Here is a 24,328-nt window from a genome sequence, read left to right as displayed (position 1 = left end):
TTCTTAAGGAGGATGAAAATGTTTAAACGAATTTTATTGTGCTTACTTTTGTTTGTGCTCATTATACCTGCCTTTGCACAAAGTACCGCTCAAAAAAATGCCGAAATTGTAATACTGATGGATACATCAGGTACGATCTTGCCCTACTATGAAGATATCAATAACAGAGTGTTAGCTGAAATTAATAATAAATTCGTAAGAAAGGGCGATACGGTACATGTTTTGTCATTTAATGCAGATGCCCGCTATGAGATGTCTCAAAAAATAAACAGCGAAGCCGATATGTCTCGAGTCGTTTCAAGATTTTTACTTCTTTATCAGCTGGGCAAAAACTCTGATTTTTTAACAGGTCTTCAATATGCAAGACAATATGTTTCAAATTTACCCGAAAAAGAAGAACGGATACTTATAATTATTTCTGACGGAATTTTTAATCCTCCGGCATCAAGTCAATATAAAAATTATACCGATGATCAAATAAAGAATGAAATAGGTCTTCTTGCAGGGAGCATCCGAAAAAAAGGATGGAAAGTTTATTATGTTAAACTTCCTTATCCTGCCGATGCGGTAATCCGTAATTTGGATGGAGAAGAATTTTATAATGCAGGAAACGGACAGGCCGGAACATCGGTATCGGGAAGTTCCAGTCAAGCCGGCGGTATATCAGGTTCTTCCGGTACCGATAAAGGAAGTACCGGTTCAAGTTCGACAAGCGGAAGCCAGACCGGTTCAGCTTCTCAAGGAAGTGCTCAGGGCGGCTCATCAGGCAGCTCAGCTTCTCAAGGAATCGGTCAGAGCAGTACATCAGGTAGTGCAGGTTCTCAAGGAGCCGGCCAGAGCGGTACATCCGGCAGTTCAGGTTCTTCTTCCGGTTCAGGAAGTTCTCAGGGGACTCTTACCGATGTTTCAAAAGCCTTTAAAGATGCTTCAGGTGCTGCAGGAAGCGAGCTTTCCAAAGATAAAAATGAAGGATTTACCATTACGGACAATGCAGAAAACTTGCCATTGGTAAATTTTCCTGAAGGGGGGCTTGAAGCCCGCGGAAACAAGCTTGATTTTTCATTTGAAGTAATTAATAATTCCGAAGAAGATATTGAACTTCATTTAACTCATATAGTTATTGATAATGGATTAAGTACTGATACCATACCGGTCAATTCACAAAACACAAAGATAAAATCAAATGATAAGACTTTGATAGGTGCTTCTGCTCTTTTGCCGTCTGCCTATAAAGAGGGTAATTATAATCTGATTATGCGCTTAGAATTTGCAGAAGGAAAAAGAGTATTACCCCAAGTTGTCGAAACATCCTTGGCTGTATTCCCGACAACTTTCCAAAAGCTAAAAGAATCGAACGGCGTCTGGTTAATTCTCCTTGGAATTCTTTTATTGCTTCTAATAATATTCCTAATTATATTCTTTATAAGGAGAAGAGGTTCAGGCTCTTCCAAAGATAATATAGGCTATACCGGATCTGCTTCTCAGATTAATTATGATGAAGAAGATAAGAGATATCCTCACAAGCTTTCAGAGGATGATGATCATGCAGCCCGCTTAGGTTCTTTTACTACTACTTCTTCTTCTTATAATAATAATTCTACCGATTATTCTGAAAATGGAAAATTTGCCGGAACCGGAACTTCTATGTACTCTGCCGATAATTTGGACAGAGTCGCTTCCCAAAGGCAAGATGATGAAGTTTTACGTAAGCGTGTTTTAGCCGCCTCATTTGCAGCTAAGGAACCTAGGGGTACGTATATGTCTCCCGCCAACTTCTTTGAAACAATTGAAATAAAACGTAATAAATCCGGTATGACTGAAATCTATGTTTTAAACCAAAATAGAAACATAGGAAGGCGCAATATTCATATTATGAAACCCGGAACCAGCTTGACTTTGGGCGGCGGCAAAACCGATAACTTCTTAATATTTTTAGTTCCTTTCCCTGCACGTTTGGCTCAAGTTAGATATGACGGGCAAGATTATCATTTGGCTATTCTTAAACCTAAGTATTTTCCGTATGAAAAATCAAATATTGTAAATAATTGTATCGGTAAAACCGTTACCATTGTTTCGGATAAGGGCTATCATGTTTACTTTACATTTAGGGAGTATGAGAATCCTACCGAAAAATTAAATAATATTTTAACATCGATTAAGTACGAGTAAGGTTTGAGTTTATAAGAAAAGCCCATAATCTTTATAGATTACGGGCTTTTTATTTTAGTGTTTTTTTAAAGATGTTTTTATTCCGTTTTTAGCAATTCTGCAATTTCGGGCCTTTTCCAGCGTTGGGCTACCTGATAAGCCGTTTCTCCTGCGGTGTTCTTTGCATAAATATCTATCTCAGGAATAGCCAGTAAATCTTTTACCGTTTTTAAGTCTGCAAATTTAGCTGCATAATGAAGGAGTCCGTCGCCGAGGGTATCGGTCTTTTTTAATACGAATTCTGCGGCTATGGGAACAAGCTCTGTGTGGGTTGTAAAAATTTCGGCTATGGCGGATAGGCCCTGGTTGTTTATGACAAAGGGATCTGCTCCTGCAGCTAAAAGAGTTCTTACATTTTCTTTTTGATTTTTTTGTGCTGCAAGCAAAATAGCCGTTTCACCGTTTTTGTTCCGTTTATCTATTGGGTATTCTTTTTTGATAATTTTTTGTAAGATGTCTGAGCTTACATTTTCTTTTACCGCTATATGTAATGGAGTATCTCCATCCGTATCCGTTAAAAATTTATCATTTCCTAGAACGAGGTTTATTATTTCAAGGCCTTTATTTAGGGCTAACACAAATGGGGTTTTCCCATATACATCCTTAGCCAGAGGATTTCCTCCGGCCTTCCTTATAAGGCTTATACTTTCTTTTGAGATTTCTACAGCTTCATGCAGGGCTGTTCTTCCATACATATCTTGCTGAACGGGAGATGCACCATTGTTCAGTAATAATGCGATAGCCTCGGTCTTGTTTGTAAGAACTGCTTCCGATAAGGGTGCCCGCCCTGTTTCATCGGCTGCATTAATGTCAACATTAGCTTTTAAGAAAATATTGATAAAGTTTATGTTTCCTTGCTTTGCAGCTTCATGTAATACTGTTTTACCTGCAAGATTTTTTGCATTTAAAAGCTTTGTATATTCAGGAGCGGTTTGAGTTAAGAGAAAGTCGGCAGATTTATAGGCTGACCATCTGACCGCTGAGTGAAGTACGGTATTGCCTAAAAAATCTCTTGCATCTATATCGGCTTTTTTAAGCTTATCTTTTGTGAGTAATATTGTTAGGGCATCGGGACTATCCGCCTTTATTGCATTAAAAATAGGTGTTTCGTTATTTGCATTCCTTGCATCCAGGTCTGCTCCTTTTTCAATTAGATAAAGCATCATTGGGATGATTTGCCATTCAGCTGCGAGGTGAAGCGGGCTATTCCCTGCTCCGTCCTTGGCAATCAGTGTATTGGAATTTATCATCCAGTCTTCTCTGCCTTCTCTTAGTGTCATGGCAAATTTTAATGGGCTTTCTCCATTTAGGTTTGAATAAAATATATCCGCATTATTTGCAAGTAATATTTCTCCTGCTTCACGGTAATTTTTTTCGGCTGCAATATGGAGAGGTGTGTTACCCATTTTATCTCTGGTATTGATTAAGGCTTTTTTTTCTACAAGGTAGTAAATAATGTCGCCGGATGCATTATGGCTTATAGCTAAATGAAGAGGTGTAGATCCGTTTGAATCCCTCTCCATACTGTTTTTTTCGCTGACTACATGCTCTATCATCGGTAAGCCCATGCCTAGTGCACGGACAAAAGCCGAATCACCGGATTTATCCTCTGCGTGAATATCGGCTCCATTTTTTATTAAAAAATCTACTTGTTGGGTCTGGTTTCTTTCAATGGCCAAGATGAGGGGAGTCTGGCCTTTTTTATTTCTTTCATTTATGTCTGCTCCCGCCTTTATCAGCTGTTCAAAAATATCCTCACTCATGCCCAGTCTGGCAGCGATATGAAGAGGTGTTTCACCATAGTTGTCTTTAATGCCTGGATTCGCTCCTGCTGCTATAAGTTCACTAAAAAGTTTTGAGCGGGATGCCTCAGGTATTACCAGATGAAGAGCTGTGTTTCCTGAAGAATTGCGGGTATTTGGATCCGCCCCCGATTTTAAAAGGAGGATAGCCGCTTCTATATTTCCGTTATAAACGGCTTCCTGCATTGCGGTTGAGCTTGAAATATCTTTTACATCTATGGGGACTCCGTTTTTAATTAAAAATTTTAGAAAACCGGTGTATCCTTTACGGGCAAATATATGTAATAGGGTTTCTCCGTCACTGAACCTCATGGAATAATTTCTAGCTATAACAGCGGTTTCAAATTCCGCAAACTCTTTACCCATGGGCTGTATGCCGGCAAGAAGGAGTTTATCGGCTATTTCAACGGCTTCTTCCGAATCATGGCTTTTATATGCTATTCCTAGGGGGCTTAGACCTTCTGCGTTGTATTTTGTTTCAGGCCTTTCTATTTCCAATATTTGTTCTACAAGGGCTGTATCGAGGGCCTTTACAGCCAGATGTAAGGCTGTGTTTTTATTTACATCTTTTTGTTTGATAGTCTGCGCCGTTAAAATTAAATTTGTAATATTGTTTTTGCAGGTATAGTTAAAAGCATTTTCTCCTTCGCTGTCATCGGAGAATATGTTTGCATTGTATTCGATAAGAACTTTGACCGCATCATAACATTCATTTTGTAATCCGGCTAAAAGAGGAGTCCTTTCAAGTGCATCTTTTGCTTCAATGTCTGCTTCCATACTGATTAAAAAACGCACAATAATGGGATTATTTTTAAGAACGGCAATATGTAGAAGACTGTTACCTTCTTCATCTTTCATATTTACTGCACTATGGTTAAACCTGTCTTTTAATTCTTCGTATTTTCCTGCGTTTATAAGATCTATCAGCGTTTCTTCTTTTACAGGAGCCGTTTTACATGATGTAAAAATTGCTGCAATAAAAATTGCAAGTATAAATAGTTTTTTTGTTGTGAGAATAATATTTTGCATAAGCTTATAGCCTCCCCGATTTAATATCGGCTTTAATCAAATTCCCTTTAGAGCGGGTTTAAAAGAGGAAAATTTTACTTATTCTGAATTGCAGCCTTGATAAAATCCCTAAACAGAGGATGGGGCTTGTTGGGCCTTGAGGCAAATTCGGGATGGAATTGAACGGCGACAAACCAAGGGTGGCTTTTTAGCTCAACGATTTCCACTAAATTGCGTTCAGGATTAAGCCCTGAAAAAATCATATCCGAATTATCGAATTTTTCCCTGTACAGGTTGTTGAACTCGTATCTGTGGCGGTGTCTTTCTTGGATTTCGTGGGATTTATAGGCTTTTTCTGCAAGGGAGCCTTCGGCTATCATACATCGGTATAGGCCTAGGCGGAGGGTACCGCCGATTTTTACGTCTTTTTGATCGGGCATTAGGTCTATGACGGGATTTTTAGCATTTTTATCGAATTCGGAAGAATTGGCTTCTTCGATGTGCAGGGCGTTTAAGGCATATTCGATGGCCGCTATCTGCATACCTAAGCAGATTCCGAAATACGGAATTTTATTTTCGCGGGCAAATTGAGCCGTTAAAAGCATTCCGTTGATGCCCCTGTCACCGAAACCTCCCGGCACTATAATTCCGTCTGCATCCTTTAAAAAGGCAGCAGCATCTTCCTTAGTTTCTATTTTTTTGGAGTCAATCCAAAGAAGTTTGATTGAGGTTTTATGATAAATACCGGCTGCCGTTAGAGCTTCGGCAACGCTGAGATAGGCATCGGGAAGCTCTACATATTTTCCTACAAGAGCGATGGTTATTTCTTTTTCAGGCTTATAGTAGGTTTGCACCATTTTTTTCCATTCTTCCAGATTAGGCTCTTTATTTTCAATATTGAAAAGCTTACACAAAACCTTTCCAAGGCCTGCTTCTTCCAGCATAAGAGGAACTTCGTAAATAGATTTTGCAGTTAAGTTTTCGATTATTGCATCTTGAGGAATGTTAGAAAAAAGGCTTAGTTTTTCTCGAGTCGATTTTGAGAGGCGTTTTTCGCTTCGGCAAATTAGAATGTCCGGCTGGATACCGAAACTTAAAAGCTCTTTTACGCTGTGCTGCATCGGTTTCGTTTTGATTTCACCGCATTCTTTTAGATAGGGTAAAAGGCCTAAGTGAACGAACATGCAGTTTTCTTTTCCGACAGTGTAGCGGATTTGGCGGATGGCTTCGATAAAGGGGAGGGCTTCTATATCTCCCACGGTGCCGCCTATTTCGGAAATAACAAAGTCGGCTCCTGTTTGTTCGGCCGTTCCTAGAATTCGGGACTGGATCTCGTCGGTAACATGGGGAACAACTTGGACGGTGCCGCCGTTATAGCCTCCGGCTCTTTCTCTGTCCAAGATGGCTAGATAGACTTTTCCGGCCGAGGTACTGTTAAATTTATGCAGGGGAACATCGGTAAATCTTTCGTAGTGGCCAAGGTCTAGGTCGGTTTCGCCCCCCGTCTTCCGTAACAAAGACTTCACCGTGCTGGTAGGGGTTCATTGTACCCGGATCTACGTTTAAGTACGGATCGAATTTTTGATTGACTACGGAATATCCGCGGCTTTTTAAAAGCATTCCTATAGAAGCTGCCGTTAGGCCCTTGCCTAAAGATGAAACAACTCCGCCTGTTATAAAGATAAACTTAGATTTCATAATTTTCCCCCGACCAAAAAAAAACGGCTGAGCCGTTTTTAGGCTTCCAACCGTGCTTTAGTATAGCTTATTTTTGACTTATCCGCAAGTGGGCGGTTAGAATTTAATTATACGAACTGCAATTTAGCAGGTAAAATTTGTGAGTCTATCTAGGTTACAGCTTTTCAATTTCGGACTCGGGAAGACCGGTTATTTCTTTAATTAAAGATATATCAAAGTTTTTTTAGCTTCATAAGTTTAGCTGTTTCTATTGATTTTTGCTTTAGGCCTTCAGAAAAACCTTTATATCTAGCGTCCATCTCAAAAGTAGACATCAATCTATATTCTTGTCTTGCTTGCTCATTTTGTTTTACTGTTTGTATCATTTCTTCTATCCTCCTTGTAAATTCACTCTTTGTTTTACCTGTTTTAAGGTATTCTAAAAATTCCTTTAATTCTTTGTTTTCAGTGTCTTTAAAGGCCTCTGCATTTATTATAACCTCTAAAAGAGGAAGGGACAACCCCCCGTTCAGAGCGGTGGTTTTTCCCTTCCCCTTTAACCCCATCTCTTTTCCTCGCGCTGCCAAAGGACTTGCAGTCCTTTGGAATCCCGCATTGTTAAATCTTCAAATCTTTTTACCATTTTTTTCTCCCTCCTATTAATTTGCTATTCCCCCTCCCCATTATATTTATAGGATTTATTTGAAAAAAATAGTAAGTTAGAAAAAGATTTTTGTAATCAATGCAGTTCAAGTTATTTGCCATTCTCTTAAAAATCTGTTATAATCCTTAAAGATAATTTAATAGGCGGTAAAGTTTGGAACACGGCGGGGTTTTGTCCTATAAAAAAAAGGACGAAGTTTTAATTGATTTTAGCAGTAATATAAATCCTCTGACGGCACCTAAGAGCTTAAAAAAGGCCTTAAGTGCATCTTTTAATAATCTCTTGGTTTATCCCGATATCCGTTACCGCTCGCTAAAAAAGATAACTGCTCAATATTTAAAATGCAGGCCTGAAAATATTGTTTTGGGGAACGGGGCTGTAGAAATAATCGATAATTTTTGTTCAATGTTTAAGAGAGTTGTTTTATGCACGCCTTGTTTTTCGGAATACGGATTAAGGGCTCTTGCTCATAATAAACCGGTTTTAGAGCTTCCTTATGTTTCTGATTTTTTGCCCGATATTGCCGGTCTTGAAAAAAAACTGAGGGCGGGCGATCTTCTCATATTGGGGAATCCGAATAATCCCACAGGCTTAAGAATAGAAAAAACGGCTCTTTTACAAATTTATTCTCTTGTACAAAAAACAGCTGCTTTTTTGCTTTTAGATGAGGCTTTTTACGAGTTTTGTCCGCCTGATTATGACAGCATAGCTCTTTTTAAAAAAGACGGCTATAAAAATATCTGTATAATAAGGGCTGCAACCAAATTTTTCGGCCTTCCGGGGATACGTCTAGGCTATGCCTGTACCTCAACCGATACGGCTGCCGCTCTTTCTAAAATCGAGATGGCATGGCACATAAACGCCTTTGCAGAAGCTGCCGCTCCTGTAATCTTTTTTGATGAGGATTTTATAGAAAAAAGCAAGGCCTATATTCAAAAAGAAAGAGCTTTTTTGCTTGAAAATATCGAAAAATACGGAACAAGCGGGGAGATAAAGTTCCAAACCTATAAAAGTCATTGCAATTTTATTCTTCTTAAAGTTTTAAATGCAAAAGATGAAGATGCTTTAAAGTTTTTGGAAAAAAGAGGAATTTTAATCAGAACTTGCAGCAGTTTTAAAACCCTCGGAGACAATCATATCAGGATTGCCGTCCGCTCTCATAAGGATAATTGTAAATTTGTTAAGGCTCTTAGCTCTAAAATGTCTTAAAATAAACATCTTGTGTCTGTATTGTAAAATTTATAAAAATGTTTTATAATGGCTTCGGGTGGTGTTAAAAATTGTATGGAAACATTTGTCGAAGAAGCTTCAACATATGAAAAGTGTATTCAAAAAATTCAAGAAAAGTACGGGCCGAATATAATGATTACCCGCCGCGAGGTAAAAAGAAATGAAGGCTTCTTTAGTTTTCTTAACAAGGAGACAATAAGGGTAAGTTTTAATATCCAAAATGAGTCCTTTATTCCAAAATTCTCCGGTGATAATGAAGAAAAACCTGCTCAGTCAAAACCCAAATCAGTAAAAAGCTATTCGCCTATAAATATTGAAGAAGAGCGCCTAAAGATAATAAAACTGGCTGCCTCCCAGTCTGAAGAAATGGCTGAAAAGATGACGCCTTATATAGAAAAATTTGAAAATCAAACATCTTCCCCTTCAAAAAGCAATATTGAATCTACCGAGCTTAAAAAACTGGCAGATACCGTTGAGCGCCTTGCTGAACAGATAAAACAAAAGACGGAATCTTCACAAGAACATGAAAATATCCTAAAAATTGCAGCTATTTTGGAAGAAAATGATTTTACCGCTAAATATATCCGCTCCATAAAAGGCAAAATAGCGGCAAATTTGAGTTTAGCCGAATTAAATGATTTTGATCTTGTACAAAAAAGAGTTTTAGAATGGATTGCTTCATCCATTACGGTAAAAAAAGAAGATTTAGGCAAAGAGCATAAAATCCTTGCTCTGGTAGGCCCTACAGGCATAGGTAAAACAACAACATTGGCTAAACTTGCCGCATATTATGTTTTGGCTGTTTCAAAGCTTGAGGAGCGTCCTCTTGATGTAAGAGTGATAACTCTTGACCAATATAGGATTGGAGCCGCGTTTCAAATAAAAAAATATTGTGAGCATATGGGAATTCCTCTTCTTATTGCAAACGATCCCCTTGATTTTCATAAATATCTCGACCTATATAAGGATTCTGCCGATATTATATGTATAGACACGACGGGGCGAAGTCCAACCGACCAAGAAAAGATTCTTGAAATGAGAAAGTATTTTGAAAAGATAGAACCGGGACAGGTTGAAACTCATCTTGTTGTAAGTGCCGTAACAAAGCCTGCCGATATATGCGCGATTATAAAGCAATATTCGGTTTTTGATTTTTCGAGCCTTATAATAACAAAGCTTGATGAAACGATGCATGTGGGCAGTATTATAAGTGTCTTGGATGAATTTAAAATTCCTGTAATGTATATAACAGAGGGGCAGACGGTTCCGCGTGATTTTTTCAGAGCCTCAAAAATAGCTTTTTTGAGGAAACTTACAGGGTTTTCGTTGGATTATATCAATTCAAATTTCAATGATGAAATTTCTATAATATGGAGTTAAGATGACGGATCAAGCAGAAGACTTAAAAACATTGATGAAAAATAAAAATAACGGTAATAAGGACTTATCAGACCTCCCTCCCAAAAGGAAAACAAGGATTATTGCCGTAACCAGCGGAAAGGGAGGGGTAGGTAAAACAAATATTTCCACAAATATGGGCATTGCTTATGCAAAAATGGGGAAAAAAGTCATTGTAATTGATGCCGACCTCGGGCTTGCAAATGTGAATGTTATGATGAATATAATTCCTAAATATAATCTTTACCATGTAATAAAAAAGCAAAAGCGTATGTCTGACATCATAATAGATACTGAATATGGGATAAAGCTTATTGCAGGAGCCTCAGGATTTTCAAAAATTGCAAACATGGAGGAAGCCGAAAGGTCCGACTTTATAAAAGAATTATACACTCTTGCTGAGGCAGATATAATAATAATAGACACAAGCGCAGGAGTTTCAAAGAATGTATTGGGTTTTGTTGCTGCTGCAGATGAGGTTGTCATTGTAACTACATCAGAGCCGACAGCAATAACCGATGCCTATGGAATTATAAAAATAATTGCTACAGAGGTGGATAACTACGATCTAAACCTAAAAATGGTAGTCAATCGGGTAAATTCAGCTCTTGAAGGAAAAAAAATAGCTGAACGCTTAATTCAAATTGCAGCACAGTTTTTAAACTTAAAAGTTGAATATCTGGGCTTTATATACAATGATATAAGCGTTGAACAAGCTGTTTTGAGGCAAAAACCTTTTTTTATATATTCTCCTAAAAGTAAAGCTTCCGGTTGTCTGCGGCACATAGTTGCAAAACTTGAAAAAACGGATTATAATGAATATTCAGGCTTTTCCGGTTTTCTACAAAAACTTTTTGGACGGAAATGGGACTAGTAGGGCTTTTGTTAAATTTAAAGATAGGAGGTTCAGCGATTGAAGCTAAAATTTAAAATTCCCATTATATGTGCTGTTGCAGCGCTGGCTCTTTCTTTTATATTGGGTTTGATAAGCGGAGTCCGCTTTTCATCTATACTTATCCGTTCTTTTATCATATCGTTAATAAGCGGGGGCTTTGTTTTGGGAGCTCAGATTCTTTTAGAACATTTTGTTCCCGACTTGTTTCAACCTCTTGTTGTTCAAGAAACCGAAAAACAAAAAAGCGGTAAAAATCTAAATATAAGCATAGATGAGCCTATAGAGGTTTCGTACAGTGATGATGAAGAAAGGCTTAATGAAGGGGAACCGATTTCTAAGTATGATATGCTTCAAGAAACTTCCGGAGCAGAAGAAGATAAAGATTTTGATTTAGAGCAATCAGAAATTATAGATGATGAACCGGGTACTCAATCCGGCTTAAGCGATAAAGATGATGTTCCTATCGATGAAGATTTTCCGGATGTGAATACAAAAGCGGTAAATACAAAAAAAGAAGGAAAAGAACCTGTAAAAGAATTGGAAGAACTTCCTGATCTTCAAGCATTTATACCGGAGGATGAACTTAATCAAGATAATGATCAGATGGACTTTACTGAAAGGGGAACCGGTGCTTTTGATGTTTCAACCGACATAGCCGGTTCCGGAATGGATACGAATACCATGGTCAGCGCTATTCGTACTGTGCTTAAAAGGGATTCCTAAATTATTTAATAAATATAAAAGGTGTGGGAAATGACAAATACGGATTATGAAAATATACCTGAAGAGGAACTTTGGGAAAAATACAAAAAAAACTCAGACCCTAAAATTAGAGAATATTTTATTTTGAAGTATGCTCCATTGGTAAAATATGTTGCCGGAAAGGTAGGAATAGGAATGCCTACCAATGTAGAATTTGATGATTTAGTCGGTTATGGAGTTTTAGGGCTTTTAGATGCTATCGAAAAATATGATCTTAATAAAAATGTAAAATTTAATACTTATGCCGTAAATAGAATTAGGGGCGCAATCTTCGATGAGCTTAGATCTATAGATTGGGTACCTAGATCCGTGCGTCAAAAAAGCCGTGAAATAGAAGAGACGATTGCAGATCTGGAAGCCCGTTTAGGACGGTCCGCTTCCAATGAAGAAATAGCTGCTGCGATGGGGCTGGATATTGAAGAGTATAATTCTCTTTTATTAAAAATATCTGCAACCAGTGTCGTTTCTTTGACCGATTTGAGATTTTCCAATGATGATGCGGAAGAGTTTTCTGTGGGAGATATAATTGAGGCTCCTCCTTCTTTAAACCCTGATGTAATTGTAGAGCGTGAGGATGTAAAGAGGGTTATAATTGATGCTATCAAGGAGCTGCCTGAAAGAGAGCAAAAGGTGCTGATTATGTATTATTATGAAGATATGACTCTTAGGGAAATAGGTGAGGTTCTACATGTAACGGAATCCCGTGTATCTCAAATACATACCAGTGCAAATGTAAAATTAAAGGTAAAACTTTCAAATGTAACCAAGGGTATAAAATAGGGGGAATTATGATTAGGCTTAGTCAAATACAGGAAAAAATGTCTGAAATGCATGAATTGGATTCAGGCCGTTTTTTTGTTGATATAAGCGGAGAAACCCTAGATGAAGCTCTTGCAAATGCTGCAATTCAATTAGGTATGCCTGTTTCGTCAATAGATTACGAGATATTGCAAAAGGGTGCTTCCGGTTTTTTTGCAATAGTCCCTAAAGAATGGAAAATAAGAGCTTACGAGACGGTAAAAACAAAGAAATTTAAAGATATTGAAGAAACAAGTGTTGAGTCTGAAGATATTGCGGAGGACGGAGTTGTTATTGATAAAGACGGAATGGGCTATGTATTCTGTGCGGCTGACGGTGTATATCTAAAAATAACAGCCCCATCGGGTTCAGGCCGCTCTTTTACTATAAAAGAAGCTCGCGATAAATTTAAGGATAGGGCTCTCCCAATTCCGGATGATGATGTTCTTGCTCCCATAGTCGATGAAAAAAGCGGTGAATATGTGAGAGTTGCACCTTATAAACGGATCCCGGGCAATGACGCTGCAATGGTTGTCAATATAAGCGATGACGAAATGAAGGCTTACCTCTATGTAACTCCGCCGACAGCAGGAGGCGTTGACCTTTCGGCAGATACGATTATCGCCTTTTTGAAGAATAACAGGATAATAGTCGGAATAAATGAAGAGAGGGTTAAACAATTCCAAGACTCTCCCGTTTATCGTGAAGACTATCTGGTGGCAGAAGGCATAACCCCTCAAAACGGTGCCGATGCAAAGATTATTTATAATTTTGAGGTTGATAATACTCAAGTCCGCTTACAGGAAACCCGCTCCGGACAAATCAATTTTAAAGAATTAAATCTAATCCAAAATGTTGTCGAAGGACAGCCTGTAGCTCAAAAAGTTCCCGCTCAAAGAGGAAAGGCAGGAAAAACCGTTACGGGAAAATACCTTGAAGCAATGAACGGAAAAGATATAGCAATGCCTATGGGCAAGAATACAAAACTTGCAGCCGACGGTCTTACTATTGTTGCAGAAGTAAACGGTCAAGTCCTATTAGTAAAAAATAAGATTACAGTACAAGAAATTTATGTAGTTGAGGGCGATGTTTCAATCAGAACAGGAAATATTACATTCTTGGGTTCGGTCTTTGTAAACGGAAACGTAGATGACGGCTTTGTTATAAAGGCTTCGGGAAATATAGAAGTTAAGGGCTCGGTCGGCAGGGCGGAGCTTGATACCGAGGGAGACATAGTTGTAAGTCAGGGTATTATGGGTAAAGAAGGTGGTGTAATAAGGGCCGGAAAATCTATCTGGTCTAAATTTATTCAAAACACCGATGTTGTTGAAGCCGGAGACATGGTAATTGTTTCGGACGGTATTATAAAATCGAATGTAATGGCTAACCGTAAAATTATATGCCGCGGAAAGAAAGCCGATATAATAAGCGGCAATCTAAGTGCTTCCGAATCTATATCGGCAAGGAATTTAGGAAGTGTTTCAGGCGGAAACGATCTTATGTTAAGTGTGGGATTTGACCCGAAAAGCAAGGAGCGCTTAAACTTCTTGCTTCAAAAACAGGAAATGGATCAAAAAAGCTTGGAGGATTTAAAGCTTAATTTAATGAGCCTTGAAGAGCTTAAATCCAAGCGCGGAGAACTTCCAAAAGATAAAGAAGAAAATTATAACAAGATGAACGAGTATAAATATACTCTTCAAACCGATATCCACGAAGTACAAAAAGAGATTACCCAAATAAGGGAGTATTTAAATACACTAAAAAATCAGGGACGGGTTTCCGCTTCCGGCCATGTATATCCGGGAGTACGCATAGTTATACGGGACACCACCGAGGATGTAAGAATGGATTGTAAGGCAACTACATTCTATCTTGATAAGGGAATTGTGCGTTACGGAAAATATCAAGAAGAAAACGAAGAGGATGCTAAGAAGGTTCCAAGTGGCTATTCAACCAATTGATCTACAGACCCTATATGCTCAAATGGCTAAGGTCGGCAAACAACAGGGTGCCGAACAGCAGCTTGCTTCTATGGTAAAAGAAGAGCAACAGCAGCAAAATAAAATAGATGCACAAAAAAAGCTAAGTTCCGTGCAGGTTGTAGATTCCGATAGTAATAAAAAGCTTAGAATCAATAAGGACGGCAAGTCTCCCGAAGAAGAAAATCAGGGAGGAGAAAATGGTAAAAATCAAAAATCTTCCGGCACTGATGAAAAGTTGAATATTGAAGAATATATAAAAGACCCCTCTTTGGGACAAAGGGTGGATATTTCAGGATGATGACGGTTATTGCAATTATTCTATTGATATTAAATATTTTTTTAATACTCTTTTTTTATTTTAAATTTAAAAATCAATTTTCGGATAGAGCTTCGATAAATAACATAAAAAATGAAACACAAAAATTGGTGGCACAGATTGCATTTCAAACCGATCAGTCCGTTACGATAATGGAAGACAAGATTAAAGAAGTTAATATGCTTATATCCGAATTGGATAAAAGAATTTTACTTTCCGGCAAGGAAGAAGAAAAAAGGAGTGCTGCAGATAGGGTTTATCAAAGTCTTTCGGAAGCAGCCGCTATTCAGCCTATATCTTCCTTTGATAAAAATCTTATGACAAAAAATGAAAATATTTCACCTAAAAATAATAAGCTTAATGATACTCAGGATGTAGAAAAAGAAGAACCTATTAAGATATACACAAAACAAATCCTCTCATCAAAACCCAATGCCGGTATAGTATCGGAGGTTTCTTTTAAGGACCAAATCATTGAAATGGCTAAAAAAGGCCTTTCAATAGAGCTGATAGCTGAAAAAGTACCCCTTCCCACAGGAGAAATAGAGCTTATAATTTCGATGAATACCTAATTATCTAAAGGCTTTTCCTTTATTTTATTGCGTCTTTTTTTGATGATAATTACCGCAACAGCTATAATTATAAGTATAAATATCCAAAGATAAAGGATTCCGATAATTATATCGCTAAAAAGACCTATTCCTTCCTTTACGGCATTGAGGGCCTTGGTAAAGAAAGACGGCCTTGCTATACTGCTATTGATAATTTGGTACATTGAAATATTTAAGGTGCTGTAATTTACGGATTTTTGTAAATAACGTAAACGGCCTTCAATAGCTTCAATATCGGAGCGTAAATCTTGAATTTGGTTTTGCACTTCTAAAATGTCTTTTACCGTTTTTGCTTGGCTTAGAATTTTTAAATAAGTTTGTTCGGTTTCTTTTTTTACCTTTAACCGGGCAAGGCTGTCTACAAATTCTTCCGTAACATCTTCAACCGTAATGTTTTTATTATCAAGTTTTTTAATACCTGCTGTAATTTCGTTTAAAAGATTATCAAAATTTTCTTTTGGTATTCTAATACTGATTGTCTGCCTAATATTAGAATGAAAATGCTGTTCATCTTCTTGACTTATATAGGCTTGATATTTTGTTACAAGGTTTTCGATTGTTTCCCTTGTTTTTTTTATATCATCAGTTTCAAATTCTATAAAACCTGTTTTTATAAGTTTTCTTTCGATATTGCCGTTATCTAAGCTTGCAGTATTTACATCGTCAGATTCTTTTTTGTCTTCCTTAAAGGCTGAATCGGATGATGAGCTTTTGGATTCGGCCATGTAACTTTCAGATCGGGCACTTTTGCCGGCTTCAAAAGCGGTTTTTTTCCCTCCGCAAGAAAGAAAAAGATTTAGTACCAGACTTAAACATAAAAAAATAAAGGCCTTTTTTTTCATCTTATTTATCCCCTATCGGCAAAAAGTTTAACATAATTTATTTTATTTTACAATGGGAGCTGTTAAGGCTTTACGTCAAATGTTGAGCTTCGCAAAGGATAATTAAGGAATGTCTTAATGATTGGGACTCATCAGAGGTTATAGGGAATGGTAACAACCAACGGTTTTGTATTCGAAATTTCTTTTTTCAAATTTTACTATTTATTACAAACAATTTCTATAATAATTATGAAAGGGGAAAAATGTTTCTTCCTTAAAAAAATTATTAACGAGGCTTAATTATGAACAAACTATTTAAAATAACCCTCCGCAACGACTATGCTTTTAAAAGAGTATTCGGAGTTGAAGAAAACAAAGATGTCTTACAGGACTTGCTCGAGTGTATCTTAGACATTCCGCCTGAAACCATCGCAGGTTTGGAGCTTCTCGATAAGGAGTTTCGCAAGGAGCTTTTAAGTGAAAAGCTAGGTATTTTGGATATTAAATTAAGACTAAAAGACGGAGCCTTTGTCGATATTGAGATTCAAAACAGTTGGCATTTTGATTTTCCTGAAAGAACCCTATATTATTGGTCTAAAATGTACAACGAAAACATAAAACAAGGTCAAGACTATTGTAAAATCTTTAGCCGACTGCTATTATAATAATGGTAATACGCCTTAATATATCAAAAGTTAAGAAGGGGTTTCCAAAGGGAGCTCCCTTTGGCAGACGGGAACAACCAGCATAGCTTCGAGGTAAAGATAGGAGGGGTTATAGGGGAGGAAAGGTACAGCCAGCGCAGCTTCAAGGCAAACCTGTTCTGTCGGGTTGTCTTTCCTCTCCTAATTGATAATCCGGAGGTGAGAGAAGTGTTAGCAGAAAATTCAGAGATAATGAAAAAAGCAAATGCCGCTATTTCTGTAATGGAAATGAGTCCTAAAGATAAATGGCTATATGATTCCCGTATGAAATACGAGCATGACAGGGCTTCATGTATAAATGAAGGTTATCGACAAGGCATTGAAGTAGGTATATTGCAGGGCGAAATAAAAGGAAGACAAAAAGGTATTAGCCAAGGCTTTGCCGACGGTTCTTACAAAAAAGCCCTTGAAACGGCAAAACTTATGCGTACGCATAACTACCCTATAACCGAAATTTGTACAATGACCGGTCTCACCAAAGAAGAAGTGGAAAACATTTGAAACCACAGCCTTTCTGATTCAGTACTGAAATGACTTTTGCAAATAGGCGGAGCAGATAGCCGCATATTTTCAAAAGAACCTTGCGTTTTAAACTTTTTAATGTTATACTTAACTTATGGCTATGGACTTTTTTTTTCAAGAAATGGAATTTCACATTAACGGAGATGTCCGCAAAAAGTGTAATTTAAAGTCGACTCTTTTTTCTTCATGCGGAAATGTAATATTTGAAAATATTTCCGAAGTTCATAATTTTGTTTTTAATTTTAATTCCCTTGTAAAGGAAGGCCTTTTTGGAGAAGGTCAAGCTCATTTAAAAGCAGGCGAATTAAATGCAATGGGAATTTTAGATGAAGTTCTTCATTATGTTTTAAGGCTTTACCGTCAAAATGTTGATGCCGATTTTTTTGTTAAAGGATATGAATTTATCGAAGAAGAATTTAAAAACAAAAGTCTTCATAGTCTTGATTTTTTATTAAAAGAGTTTTGTAAGGATTTTCCCCCAAAGGATGTTTACACGGATAAGCTCTCAGTGGATGAGTGGTTTGAATCAAATGACAGCTCATCAAATGTACCCAATAAAGTGCTGGCCTTTGAAGAGTTTATTTTACTCTGTCTTGCAAATAGAAATCCTGCAAATGCACAGTTTGAGGTTTTATTTAATGATTCAAATTTAAAAACAATAGATTCCTACGGTATTTTTTGGGACACGGTAAAAAGATGGTCAAAAAAGAATAAGCCCATAGGAAGCCGATTAGGAAAAGAACAAAGCGGCCTTGATATTCTTTCTTTTTTGGAAGAACCTATGAACCGCTGCCCCGACAGTATTTTAGGCCAGCTTAATTATGTAAAAGAAAACTGGAGCCGCTTTACTCAAAATCTTTTGCTTAAACTCTTGGGTGCCGAGGACTTAATAAGGGAAGAAGAAAAGGCCGGCTGGGCACCGCCTCAAGGGGGAAGCTTTGATGTTCCGGTCTACACCTTTGAAAATCTGTTAAAAGAATACGAGGCCTTTACTCCCGATAAAAATTGGATGCCCAATTTGGTTTTAATAGCAAAAAGCACCTTGGTTTGGCTGGATCAGTTAAGTAAAAAATATTCAGCCCCGATTACGCGTCTTGATCAAATCCCCGATGAGGAGCTTAAATTTTTTGCTGATGCGGGAATTACCGGGCTTTGGTTAATCGGCGTTTGGCAGCGTTCCGAGGCCAGCCGCCGTATTAAAGAAATTTGCGGAAATCCTGATGCGGCCGCAAGTGCCTACAGTATCTATGACTATGACATTGCAGAAGAATTAGGCGGCTGGCCGGCTCTGGCTAATTTACGGGAAAGAGCTTGGAAATTCGGAATCAGAATGGCGGCCGACATGGTTCCCAATCATACGGGACTTGATTCCAAATGGATTATGGAAGACCCGAATCTATTTTTGCAGACAAGGGATAAGCCTTTTCCTGCCTATAATTACGATACTGAAAACCTTTCCAGGGACGGAAGAACAAGCGTTTATCTTGAAAACGGTTACTATTCAAAGACGGACTGTGCCGTGGTTTTTAAGCGTGTCGATAACTATTCCGGGGATGTACGCTATATTTATCATGGGAATGACGGCACCGGCCTCCCGTGGAACGATACGGCTCAAATAGACTTTTTAAACAGTGAAGCCCGCGAAAAAGTTATTCAAAAAATTCTCCATGTTGCAAGGAATTTTCCCATAATACGCTTTGATGCCGCCATGGTTCTCGCTAAAAAACATATCCGCCGCCTCTGGTATCCGGCTCCCGGTTCGGGCGGAGACATTGCAAGCCGATCCCGCTATGCTCTTTCTATTGAAGAATTTGAAAAGAGAATCCCCGAAGAATTCTGGAGGGAGGTTGTAGACCGCTGTGCAAAAGAAGCCCCCGATACCCTCTTACTTGCCGAAGCCTTTTGGATGATGGAAGGCTATTTTGTCCGCACCCTTGGAATGCACCGCGTATATAATTCCGCCTTTATGAATATGCTCAAAAAAGAAGAAAACGCAAAATACAGGGAAACCATAAAAAATACCCTCGAATTCGATCCTGAGGTATTAAGGCGTTATGTCAATTTTATGAATAACCCCGATGAAGAAACTGCCGTAGCTCAATTCGGGGACGGAGATAAATACTTCGGTGTCTGCACGATGATGTCGGCTATGCCCGGGCTTCCTATGTTCGGGCACGGTCAGCTAGAAGGCTTTACCGAAAAGTACGGTATGGAATATAGAAGAGCTTATAAGGATGAGGCTGTAAACTCCGGCTTGCTTGAAAGACATAAAAAGGAAATTTTTCCTCTTTTAAAAAAACGCTATATTTTTTCTAATGTTGAAAAATTTAGGCTCTTTGATTTTTGGAATGAAGGAAGCGTAAACGAAAATGTTTTTGTTTGGTCAAATTTTTTTAACGGAGAGCGCTCGTTGATTTTTTACAATAATGCCTATGAAAGAGCCTCGGGCTGGATTAAGCTTTCAGCGGCCTTTGCCGTAAAAAGCGCACAAGATCAAAAAGAATTAAGGCAGGAAAATCTTATGGACTCTCTTAATTTAAATTCGGGAGAGGACTATTTTACGGTGTTTTATGAGCAGCGTTCTTCCTTATTCTTTTTAAGAAAAAATTCCGAGCTTGCCGAAAAAGGCTTTTTTGCAGCTTTGGACGGTTATCAATGCCAAGTATTTTTAAACATCCGTGAGATTAAGGATGATGACGGCTATTATAGGGTCCTTTATCAAAAAGCGGAAGGACGGGGTTTTAAAGATATTGAATTCGAAATAAATAAATGTAAGTATGGCGGTCTTTATAATACTATTCAAGATTTATGCGCTAAAGACTTATTCCCTCAAATTTCGGATTATTGTGGTACCTATAAAAAAGAAACAATTGATGATGTATCGGAAGCAATTGAAGATATATCGAAAAAACTTTACCCGAGGTTATTGGATTTTTTTGATGCTTTTGACGAAGTATTTTTTAAGACCTTTTATTCCGATGAAGAAAAAGAAAGCTTAAACAGTCTTAAAGAAAAAAACAAGGTTCGTGCTTTGTGCTTAAAAAATTCTATCGATTGCTTTTTATATCTTTGTTCAAATGAGCTTTCTTTGATCGATGAAAATATTAAGGACGAAAGGCTTAAAACCCAAGAACGGCTCTTTATAAATGCTCTCAAGTCTTTGGTTTTTGACACAAAAGAGAATGTGCTTTTGTATGCTGCCGGCCTTTTATTGTCAGCCCTGTTTAAATTTTTCCCTAAAGAAAAGATTAAACTGTGCCGTTTTGATTTTGTTCTTACCGAGCTGCTTTGCTCTTTCGGCCTTCCCGAAGTAAATGCAAAAAGCACCTTATTTTTGTTAAACCGTTTATTTTCCTTGCCTGAAACTGAGAAAGATTTTTTTGAAAATTCGGGTTTAAGAAAGAATTGCGTTAAAGACTTTATGGATTTTTGTATACATGACGGCGTGCTTAAAAACTATCTAGGCTTAAACGAGTGGAATGGGGAGCTTTGGTTTAATAAAGAATCTACTGAAAGGCTGATTTTAATTTATATTTTGTTTAAACTTGTATGGGAAGAAAGGTCTGAAGACGATTTACATAAATGTAATATTTTATCTTTAAACTTTTATGCAGGTATTTATTCGGATATGACCAAGATATTTTCAGCTGCCGAATATAAATTAAAAAATATTATTGATTTTTCAAGCGAAAAGGCCTAGTCTTTTTCGGCGTTTTCTTCTGCGTATTTTTTAAATTCCTCCTCACTCATTTTATCCGAATAAATAGGGTAGAGGGCTTCTACCAGTTCTTCAAGTGTGGGGAATTTGGCTCCATCAAGTTTATATGACATAAAAACTACCTCTCCATATATTCTAGCATATTTTCAATTTCTTTTTTAGATGGCTGTATCTTTTTTATAGGTTTGTCTAAACTTTTCATGTATTCAGGTTGATTAGGTTTTTCGCCGCAGGCCTCCTCGATTATATCGGCTTCAAAGGCCGGATGATCCTTTGAAATAAGAACAATGGTTTCAGGCCCCTTATTTTTTAAAATTTTACTTTTTATGGCAGCTCCATAGGCTGCGGCTGTCGAAGTATCTATCATAATTCCATATCTTTGATAGGCCTTTCTAATAAGCTCCTTATAATCTTTCGGATCTACTTGCTTAGGAAAAATCAAGGCCTTCATAATTGCCGGGCTTATTTCAAAAATCTGTTCCAAGCGCTCAATATTTGAGGGGCTTACAGGATCTGCTGCACTTCTTTGGTTCAAAGGTATTTCCATTGTTTTACAAAAGCAGTCCCCATCCTTGTTTACCGATAGTTCAGGCGTAGAATCGGTAATAAAACCGTTTAAGGAAAGACCGCTCTTCCATGCAAAAAGGCCTGCTGCAATATTTCCGTAATTACCGGAGTGGAGGGCATAATAGATTTCTCCAAAAGAGTGTTTTTTAAAGCGGGTAAAAGCGTAAAAATAGAAAAATATTTGGGGTAAAAGTCTGCCTATGTTTACAGTATTGGCTAAGGTAAGGCCGTATTTTTCTACAAGATTTCTGTCAAGATATACGGCCCTTTTTAAGTTTTCGACATCCTTTACATCTCCGTCACATTCTACAGAGTAAATAGAACCTCCGTTTTCGGCTAAATATTCTTCCGGTATACCGGAGGCATAACCTTTGGGATGTATTAAAAGAGTCTTCACTCTTTTTTTGTTCCAAAAAGCGGCAGCCATGCTTTGCCCGTTCTTTTTGGTTCCTGTGCCTAAAACTATGGCTTTTTTATCGGTTATAGTTAAAATATGTTCAAGGACAGAAGCAAACCATAAAAAGCCGAAATCTCTGTGGCAGCCTGTAGGGCCGTGAAAAAGGTCCAACAAAAAGAATTTTTCGTCCAGTTGGCGCACTCTGGGGCTGTAGTTCCCAAAAGCCGAAACTGCAATGCGTTCGGAAATTACAGGACTGAATTCTTTTTGGAGGAGGGCAGATGTTAATGCCCCTGCAATCGATGTAAAACTTGATTTTTCGTTAAGATAAAAAGTCCAATCGCTTAAATCTAAGGCCTCTTTCGGAATATAAAGCCCTCCGTCAGCAGGCATACAATTTGTTACTGCTTCATAAAAAGAAACTATATTGTTACTGTTCCTTGTGCTTACTAAATCCATGTTCCCCTATTGTATATCATATTTAAGATAAAATTCTATACTTTTTTATAAATTTTATCGGTTTATATGTCATTTTTGCTTGTCTTAGGCCCTCATCGCCTAAATCCTGCTCTCTGTTTATAAATTCTATATAATCAGGCAAATAACCCGCAAAGGCATAGTTAATATATTGAAAACTGCCCTTGTAGGAGGTCAAGGCCTTTTCAAATAAAATAACGGCTGTTTTATTGTTTTGTGTTATTTCTGCAAGGGTCCAAGCAACAGGTTCATCCCAAACATAGAGAATGATGCCCATCATTGAAGTTCTGCTTAAAATTGATAGGGCTTCTAAGGCTGCTTCATAGTCGGAATTTTCAGGATTTGAGTCCGGTTTTGTACTGTTCCATTCTTCAAGGACTTTTTTGGCATCTTCTACATTTTCAAGGGTGAGAGGCTCGATTTTTATTTTGTCATAGGATTTTTCAAACTTATTTATATGGGTCTTTTTTTTATGAAAATCCTTACCCTTTAATTCGGCTAAATCTTTTCTGAGATAAACATAGTCAAAATTATCCCTGTCCTCTTCAATTTTAAGCTCTTTTAAAAAAGGCAGATTAAATACATTTGTATTATTATCCAAAAAAGATTTTGAAAGAATCATCCATTTTTTATATTTTGCCAATAATCCCTTTGTTATTTCTACATCTACCGTACAACATGGGGTTATAAAAAAGCTTTCACCTCTATATTCTCCTATTATTATCAATAATTTTTCGGTTTTTGTTACCTGATATTTATAATTGTTCCTAAAAAGGTATAAATTCAAAAAAGTCAATTCCGATATTCCATCGGGGAGCGATCGAAGATAAAATTCCATTTCAGATTGCATATCCAGCGAAATGGGTGCAAATTCAGGATACTGTGGTATACTCATGCATATATCCTACTATTTTTAATAAAAAACGGCAATACCTCTTACAATTTATAGATTAAAAAAAATATTTGGACCGGAACATTGAAATTATTTAAATATTGTATTATACTTTAGCAAGGTTGAGTATGGTTAATACTTATACTATCATTTTGTTTTATATGGAGGTTTTATATGAAATACAAGAGAAGTATTTTTGTTTTTATTATGATAATTGCCTGTGCAGCCTTTATGTTTGCAGACTTTGCAATTTCATTCGGTCCTGCTTATACTAATTATTTTGTAAAAGCAGAGAAAAAAATTACACTTGCTGGAATACATGGTGATATCATTGCATCAATTAACAATGTCAAAGAGGAAAACAATGCGGCCGGTGCGGCACTGGATTTGAGAGCCGGTCTATTCTATGTTATGGCCCAAATAGCTTTTCCCGGAAAGAGCCATAAGGAGCTGTGGAACAATGTAAGCGGTGCATCGGACTTTGCAAGAAGCAACTCTTTTATATTCGATAGCCAGCTTGGAGCAGGCTTTACCTTTTTTAAAAAATCGAGGTTTAACCTCTTTGTAGGCGGAGGTTTAGGTTTAAATGCTATGCATTCTATCGAAAACGGTAAGGTTCACGGTTTGGCTCTGACATACGAAAAGTTGGATGTTATGTTCGGCTTGGGCGCTAATGTTCTTGCAAGTTTTTACTTTACGGACATGATAGGTATCTACGGCGGTATAGCCGACACTTTCTATTTTGCACCTCTAAAGGTTGAAAAGAAGTTTAAGATTGCCGGTATACCTTATACTATCTCAAATACAAATAACGATAGCATAAAAGATGTTCTTGCCAATAGTGTGAACTTAAAATTAGGTCTTTCTATTAGGTTGTAA

General features: G+C 37.5%; 16 protein-coding genes and 3 pseudogenes. 12 read left to right on the top strand and 7 right to left on the bottom strand.

What is annotated here, in order from left to right; all coding sequences use genetic code 11:
- Positions 1–18 precede the first annotated feature (18 nt).
- Complete coding sequence (locus tag E4N78_RS13160) at positions 19–2,169, top strand: vWA domain-containing protein (protein WP_255810986.1); 2,151 nt, start codon at positions 19–21, stop codon at positions 2,167–2,169.
- Between the two features lie 77 nt (positions 2,170–2,246).
- Here the strand turns inward: E4N78_RS13160 and E4N78_RS13155 are convergent, their stop codons facing one another.
- The 3 genes and pseudogenes from E4N78_RS13155 to E4N78_RS13145 all read right to left on the bottom strand — a co-directional run.
- Positions 2,247–5,039 carry an ankyrin repeat domain-containing protein gene (locus E4N78_RS13155; protein WP_255810985.1) on the bottom strand — a complete coding sequence of 931 codons (2,793 nt, stop codon included), beginning with the start codon at positions 5,037–5,039 and terminating at the stop codon, positions 2,247–2,249.
- A 74-nt stretch (positions 5,040–5,113) separates the two neighbouring features.
- Positions 5,114–6,716, bottom strand: a pseudogene (locus tag E4N78_RS13150) (CTP synthase).
- Positions 6,717–6,870: 154 nt separating this feature from the next.
- Positions 6,871–7,198, bottom strand: a pseudogene (locus E4N78_RS13145) (hypothetical protein); the annotation flags it as partial.
- Between the two features lie 314 nt (positions 7,199–7,512).
- Between E4N78_RS13145 and E4N78_RS13140 the strand changes: the two are divergent.
- The 8 genes from E4N78_RS13140 (at position 7,513) to E4N78_RS13105 (ending at position 15,312) form a co-directional block, all read left to right on the top strand.
- The gene (locus E4N78_RS13140; protein WP_255810984.1) at positions 7,513–8,568 is read left to right on the top strand and encodes a pyridoxal phosphate-dependent aminotransferase; all 1,056 of its coding nucleotides are present in this window, start codon (positions 7,513–7,515) and stop codon (positions 8,566–8,568) included.
- Positions 8,569–8,643: 75 nt separating this feature from the next.
- Positions 8,644–9,969 carry a flagellar biosynthesis GTPase FlhF gene (flhF, locus tag E4N78_RS13135; protein WP_255810983.1) on the top strand — a complete coding sequence of 442 codons (1,326 nt, stop codon included), beginning with the start codon at positions 8,644–8,646 and terminating at the stop codon, positions 9,967–9,969.
- Between the two features lies 1 nt (position 9,970).
- A complete protein-coding gene (locus E4N78_RS13130; protein WP_255810982.1) occupies positions 9,971–10,861 on the top strand; it encodes a MinD/ParA family protein in 891 nt (296 codons plus the stop codon).
- Between the two features lie 39 nt (positions 10,862–10,900).
- Complete coding sequence (locus E4N78_RS13125; protein WP_255810981.1) at positions 10,901–11,605, top strand: hypothetical protein; 705 nt, start codon at positions 10,901–10,903, stop codon at positions 11,603–11,605.
- Between the two features lie 30 nt (positions 11,606–11,635).
- Complete coding sequence (gene whiG / locus E4N78_RS13120; RefSeq protein WP_255810980.1) at positions 11,636–12,424, top strand: RNA polymerase sigma factor WhiG; 789 nt, start codon at positions 11,636–11,638, stop codon at positions 12,422–12,424.
- Positions 12,425–12,432: 8 nt separating this feature from the next.
- A complete protein-coding gene (locus tag E4N78_RS13115) occupies positions 12,433–14,403 on the top strand; it encodes a FapA family protein (protein ID WP_255810979.1) in 1,971 nt (656 codons plus the stop codon).
- A complete protein-coding gene (locus E4N78_RS13110; RefSeq protein WP_255810978.1) occupies positions 14,384–14,722 on the top strand; it encodes a hypothetical protein in 339 nt (112 codons plus the stop codon). The genes E4N78_RS13115 and E4N78_RS13110 overlap by 20 nt, the downstream gene beginning before the upstream one ends.
- On the top strand, positions 14,719–15,312 hold the full coding sequence (locus E4N78_RS13105) for a hypothetical protein (RefSeq protein ID WP_255810977.1): 594 nt from the start codon (positions 14,719–14,721) through the stop codon (positions 15,310–15,312). Before E4N78_RS13110 ends, E4N78_RS13105 begins: the two co-directional genes overlap by 4 nt.
- Here E4N78_RS13105 and E4N78_RS13100 read toward each other — a convergent pair.
- Entirely contained in the window at positions 15,309–16,193 is an 885-nt protein-coding gene (locus tag E4N78_RS13100; RefSeq protein ID WP_255810976.1) for a DUF4349 domain-containing protein, read from the bottom strand. The genes E4N78_RS13105 and E4N78_RS13100 overlap by 4 nt on opposite strands.
- A 281-nt stretch (positions 16,194–16,474) precedes the next feature.
- Here E4N78_RS13100 and E4N78_RS13095 point away from each other — a divergent pair.
- Positions 16,475–17,377: pseudogene (locus E4N78_RS13095) on the top strand (Rpn family recombination-promoting nuclease/putative transposase).
- A gap of 115 nt (positions 17,378–17,492) precedes the next feature.
- Positions 17,493–21,098 (top strand): alpha-amylase family glycosyl hydrolase, encoded by a 3,606-nt coding sequence (locus E4N78_RS13090; protein WP_255810975.1) that lies wholly within the window; start codon positions 17,493–17,495, stop codon positions 21,096–21,098.
- Here the strand turns inward: E4N78_RS13090 and E4N78_RS13085 are convergent.
- From E4N78_RS13085 to E4N78_RS13075, 3 genes are read right to left on the bottom strand one after another with little or no spacing between them, the layout of a single operon-like run.
- The gene (locus tag E4N78_RS13085; RefSeq protein WP_002673521.1) at positions 21,095–21,229 is read right to left on the bottom strand and encodes a hypothetical protein; all 135 of its coding nucleotides are present in this window, start codon (positions 21,227–21,229) and stop codon (positions 21,095–21,097) included. The two genes, E4N78_RS13090 and E4N78_RS13085, sit on opposite strands and share 4 nt — an antisense overlap.
- Positions 21,230–21,234: 5 nt before the next feature.
- A complete protein-coding gene (locus E4N78_RS13080) occupies positions 21,235–22,539 on the bottom strand; it encodes a PALP domain-containing protein (RefSeq protein WP_255810974.1) in 1,305 nt (434 codons plus the stop codon).
- Positions 22,540–22,561: 22 nt separating this feature from the next.
- Positions 22,562–23,452, bottom strand: coding sequence for a DUF2156 domain-containing protein (locus tag E4N78_RS13075; protein WP_255810973.1), 891 nt, complete (start codon positions 23,450–23,452; stop codon positions 22,562–22,564).
- A 171-nt stretch (positions 23,453–23,623) separates the two neighbouring features.
- Between E4N78_RS13075 and E4N78_RS13070 the strand changes: the two genes are divergently transcribed.
- Positions 23,624–24,328 (top strand): DUF2715 domain-containing protein, encoded by a 705-nt coding sequence (locus tag E4N78_RS13070; RefSeq protein WP_255810972.1) that lies wholly within the window; start codon positions 23,624–23,626, stop codon positions 24,326–24,328.

It is taken from the genome of Treponema denticola, from assembly GCF_024400535.1.
GTDB classification, from domain to species: Bacteria; Spirochaetota; Spirochaetia; order Treponematales; family Treponemataceae; genus Treponema_B; species Treponema_B denticola_C.
The sequence above is the reverse complement of the archived record's forward strand: the minus strand, read 5'-3'. Positions and strand labels throughout refer to the sequence as shown.